Source organism: Mesorhizobium sp. M7A.F.Ca.US.007.01.2.1 (genome assembly GCF_003998165.1).
Lineage (GTDB): Bacteria > Pseudomonadota > Alphaproteobacteria > Rhizobiales > Rhizobiaceae > Mesorhizobium > Mesorhizobium ciceri.
This window is the reverse complement of record NZ_RZQP01000354.1, coordinates 1-4,146: the sequence shown is the minus strand read 5'-3', so window position 1 is coordinate 4,146 and position 4,146 is coordinate 1. Positions and strand designations below refer to the sequence as shown.

5 protein-coding genes and 2 pseudogenes are annotated in these 4,146 nt (G+C 60.1%); 3 read left to right on the top strand and 4 right to left on the bottom strand.

Features of this window, described 5'->3' with window-relative positions; translation table 11 throughout:
* The 3 genes from EN949_RS33385 to EN949_RS33375 all read left to right on the top strand — a co-directional run.
* A partial coding sequence (locus tag EN949_RS33385) for a transporter substrate-binding domain-containing protein (RefSeq protein WP_127371930.1) occupies window positions 1-395 on the top strand: 395 nt, incomplete at its 5' end.
* Between the two features lie 59 nt (window positions 396-454).
* Window positions 455-1,429 carry an amino acid ABC transporter permease gene (locus EN949_RS33380; protein WP_013525195.1) on the top strand — a complete coding sequence of 325 codons (975 nt, stop codon included), beginning with the start codon at window positions 455-457 and terminating at the stop codon, window positions 1,427-1,429.
* Window positions 1,426-2,169 (top strand): amino acid ABC transporter ATP-binding protein, encoded by a 744-nt coding sequence (locus EN949_RS33375; RefSeq protein WP_063170685.1) that lies wholly within the window; start codon window positions 1,426-1,428, stop codon window positions 2,167-2,169. The genes EN949_RS33380 and EN949_RS33375 overlap by 4 nt, the downstream gene beginning before the upstream one ends.
* 150 nt (window positions 2,170-2,319) lie before the next feature.
* On the opposite strand, the gene EN949_RS36040 is transcribed toward EN949_RS33375, so the two are convergent.
* From EN949_RS36040 to EN949_RS33360, 4 genes and pseudogenes are all read right to left on the bottom strand, one after another.
* Window positions 2,320-2,583 (bottom strand): hypothetical protein, encoded by a 264-nt coding sequence (locus EN949_RS36040; RefSeq protein WP_063170684.1) that lies wholly within the window; start codon window positions 2,581-2,583, stop codon window positions 2,320-2,322.
* 40 nt (window positions 2,584-2,623) lie between these two features.
* On the bottom strand, window positions 2,624-2,752 hold the full coding sequence (locus EN949_RS37200; protein WP_275955654.1) for a hypothetical protein: 129 nt from the start codon (window positions 2,750-2,752) through the stop codon (window positions 2,624-2,626).
* A 75-nt stretch (window positions 2,753-2,827) separates the two neighbouring features.
* Window positions 2,828-3,043 (bottom strand): annotated as a pseudogene (locus EN949_RS33365) (IS1 family transposase); the annotation flags it as partial.
* Between the two features lie 122 nt (window positions 3,044-3,165).
* A pseudogene (locus tag EN949_RS33360) lies at window positions 3,166-4,146 on the bottom strand (hypothetical protein); the annotation flags it as partial.

The window sequence follows — 4,146 nt, the reverse complement described above, 5'->3', positions numbered from 1 at the left end:
CGACGACGACATCGACCTTCGAAGCCTATGCCAAGAAGGATCTGACGCTCGACGCGGCCGGTGCGCCGCCATTCGAATACAAGCTCAACCCGAAGGAAGTGCACTCCTACGAGAACTCCACCACCGCTTTCGACGATCTGCGGGTCGGTGACGGCGTTCGGCTCGATGCCGTCGTCTCGTCGCAGCCCAGCATCGTCGATGCCGTGAAAGCCGGTTATCCGATCAGGCAGATCGGCGATCCGGTGTTTTATGAGCCCCTGGCTGTCGCAATCGAACACGGTGACCCGGAATTCTCGGCCAGGATCGCCGATGCCGTGAAGGCCATGAAAGGCGACGGAACGCTGAGCACGCTCTCCAGGAAATGGTACGGGGTCGACTACTCGGTCGTAAAGTAGTTCCGACGTTCGCTGGCGGCTCGCCTGTGCGGGCCGCCGACCATTCGAAGGGACAGGCTATGCTCTACCCCGATACCGTCGAAGCTGAAGTCCTCGTGCACAAGCCGTGGTTTGTGGCGACGATGTTCGGCGTCGTCTTTGCGATCTTCCTCGCCTTCAACCTGACGTCGACGAGCTTCGGCGAATTGATGCGCCCGGTCATCGGCGAACCGTCGCAGAGCGGCCTCTATGGTCGGTTTGCCATCGCCTTCGTGATCGCGCTTCTGTTCGTCCTCAATGTCGTCCTGATCGGCTTCGCCTCGCTGCGTGTCCAGATCGCCATCGTCTGGTTCGAACTGCTGCTGCTCTTCCTGGCCTTCTTCGCGACCTTTCATCTCAGCCTGCCCTTCATCCGGGAAAAGCTGCCATTCCTGATTTCCCAGGGCGTGGTGACCACGCTCTACGTCTCGGCCATCTCCATCATCATCGCCTCCCTGATCGCCATACTGGGTGCCGTAGCCAAGCTGTCCACCAACGGCTTCGCCTACGCCATCGCAAGCTTCTACACTTCGTTCTTTCGCGGCCTGCCGCTCCTGATGCAGGTTTATCTGATCTATCTCGGCCTGCCGCAACTGGGCTTCGTGGTCGGTGCGGTTCCCGCCGGCATCCTGGCGCTCTCGCTGTGCTACGGCGCCTACATGACCGAAATTTTCCGATCGGGAATCCAGAGCATCGACCGTGGTCAATGGGAAGCATCGCGCTCGATGGGTTTTGGCTTTTCGCTGACCATGCGCCGGATCATACTGCCGCAGGCGCTTCCGGTCATCATTCCGCCGACCGGCAACCAGTTCATTTCCATGCTCAAGGACAGTTCGCTGGTCTCGGTCATCGGCGTCTGGGAACTGATGTTCCTTGCCCGCACGCTGGGTCAGAAGACCTTCCAGCACATGGAGATGCTGATTTCGGCGTCTCTCATCTACTGGATGCTGTCGATCTGCCTCGAGCTGATCCAGTCCCGCATCGAACGACACTATGCCAGGAGCAAGGTGCGATGAGCGCTCAAGCCATCATTGAAGCCAGAGCCGTCTCCAAATGGTACGGCCAGTTCCATGCCCTGAAGGACATCAATCTGACGGTCCACAAAGGCGAACGCATCGTCATCTGTGGTCCGTCCGGCTCCGGAAAGTCGACACTGATCCGCTGCTTCAATCGCCTCGAATCGCATCAGGAGGGCGACATCGCCGTCAACGGCATCCATCTTCACCCAAAGATGAAGAACGTCGCCGACGTGCGCAGCAATGTCGGCATGGTGTTCCAGCACTTCAACCTGTTTCCGCATCTGACCGTGCTGATGAACTGCATGGCCGGGCCGATGTGGGTCAAGGGCGTTTCCGCCGCCGAGGCACGCAAGACCGCGCTGCAGTTCCTGGAGCGCGTGCGCATTCCCGAACAGGCGAACAAATTCCCGGTCCAGCTGTCGGGCGGCCAGCAGCAGCGCGTCGCCATTGCGCGAAGCCTGTGCATGAAGCCGGCGGTAATGCTGTTCGATGAGCCGACATCGGCACTCGACCCGGAAATGGTGTCGGAAGTGCTCGATACGATGACCGGGCTAGCGCGCGACGGCATGACTATGGTTTGCGTCACTCATGAAATGGGCTTTGCACGGGCGGTGGCCGACCGCGTCATCTTCATGGATGCCGGCCAGATAGTCGAGGAAGGCAAGCCGGACAGCTTCTTCGGCAATCCTCAGCACGATCGCACCAAGCTGTTTCTCAGCCAGATACTGAAGCACTGATACGCACATTTTGCCAAGCCAATGGCGGTGAGGGTAGTGGGTCAGTTATTCAGCGATAATGCGGACGGTCTCTGCTATGGTGGAGCGCAAGTCTCCACCCGTGCCGCCGCTCGCATCTGAAAGCGTCGGGCGCTTTCAACAGCAAGATGGTTAGGCTCCCACTCGCTGATCGGGATAAGGCTCGTTGCGGATTAGCTCGAACGTCGCTTTTACCACAAACAGCGGCGCGGTTGTACCGGCATGAACTTGCAATGCGACTTGGCGGAATGTGCCGTTCGGCATCTGGTCCTTGGCTATTTCGAGCAACGCCCTTGCTGCCTCATCTTCGGCAGAAGCTAGGGTTGGAAGGTCTGTGCCTTCCGTGTCCGGGTATGAGGTTCCATTGTCGACTAGATCGAAGAAGAAGCGGGCCATTTAGCCCTAATCGCGAACCCTCAGAAATGTTTCATTGCTACTACATCTCAATCAGGGCGTAGGCCACGCCGAAGATTGCAAGCGTTGCAGCCGCAAAAAACGCCCAGCCTTTTAAGGCGGCGCGCACATCCTCTGGCTTCGCGCCCTTCTGATTATCGTATTCGTCCATAGTAAAGACCCTGGTTCATCGGTCTGTCTTGATACCAACATCAATCGGCAGTGGGCAACCCTTCGGTGGGGTCTGTCAGGCGAACGCGCGCTTCTTATAGGAGCCGCGCACCGCCGGCTTCTCGGATTCCTTCGCTTCGATCAGGGCCACGATATCGCCAAACTCCCAAAGTTTGCCAGTCACGCCAGCGGCCATTGCCGGGGTCAGCCGCAAGGTCGCATGGATACGGCCAAAATTGTAGTACATGAAGTGAAGCGCCACGGCGTTGGCGTGAGCCTCCACCTTTTTGGAACTGGCGCCGGTGACGAGAAATGTGGCGCTGAGCCTGACTCCTGCTCGGCCTATCGCCGTGTCAGGCGGCCCTGCTTGCTGCGCCGTCGTTCGAATAGGCGGGGAAGTCCGTGTACCCCACTTCACCGTTGCGGGTGTAATAGACGGACCGGTCCGCCACAGCCAATGGCCAGCTGGCGCGGCCTGGGCATGCTCGACGTCATTGAAGCCGCCGCACCATATGAACGCGCCGGGGAACAACGCTCGCGCCTTGGCGAGCATGTCATGGTCGAGATGGCGCGCCTCGAACGTGACCGATTCCATGTTGCCGTCGGGCAGCAGCTCATAGAGCAGATGGACATAGGCCACGCCGCGGCGCCCGAGCTGCTCGACGATGTACAGGAACGTCTCCTCGACGAGCGGATCAGCGGGCATCGAACCATATACTTGCCGAACGGTGAAAGGCGAACCCCCACGCGTCCCGGGCCGAATTCCGCCACGACCGCGTCGACGACTTCCATCAGGAAGCGCGTACGATCTTCCATGCTGCCGCCGCCATAGCAGTCTGTGCGGGTGTTGAGCACCGAGTTCATGAACTGCTCGATCAGATAGCCATTGGCGGCATGGATCTCGATTCCGTCAAACCCGACCTCCCAGGCATTGGCGGCGGCTTTGGCGAAGGTTCCCACCATGGCCGTCACTTCCTCGGTGCTGAGCGGCCTCGGCATCTCTGCCGCCATGAAGCGCAACCGGCCGTCCGGGCCATGGGCGAATACCTCTGAGCCGACGGCCTGTTCCGCGGTCACACCCACTGGCGCCTGGCCGTTCGGCAGAAGCGAGGAATGCGCCAGTCGGCCGACATGCCACAGCTGCATGAAGATGGTGCCGCCCTGACGATGAACCTCTTCGGTCACCGGGCGCCGGCCTGCTTTTGGGCTTCGGAGTGAATCCCGGGAATCCGCGCGTAGCCGTGGCTGGACGTGATCCACGTCGTTGACTTCGGAGATGATCAGGCCGGCGCTACCGCGCTGACCGTTATATTTGACGGTCAGTTCGTTCGGGAGGTCGCCATCTGTCGGAAGGGCGCCCTCGGAGGTAGAGCCGGTTGTCGTCGTCTGCAGGGA

Bases quoted from the DNA above. Each gene is read 5' to 3' on its own strand.
- EN949_RS33375 (WP_063170685.1), top strand. From the start codon at position 1,426: ATGAGCGCTCAAGCCATCATTGAAGCCAGAGCCGTCTCCAAATGGTAC.
- EN949_RS36040 (WP_063170684.1), bottom strand. From the start codon at position 2,583: ATGGCCCGCTTCTTCTTCGATCTAGTCGACAATGGAACCTCATACCCG.
- EN949_RS37200 (WP_275955654.1), bottom strand. From the start codon at position 2,752: ATGGACGAATACGATAATCAGAAGGGCGCGAAGCCAGAGGATGTGCGC.
- EN949_RS33380 (WP_013525195.1), top strand. From the start codon at position 455: ATGCTCTACCCCGATACCGTCGAAGCTGAAGTCCTCGTGCACAAGCCG.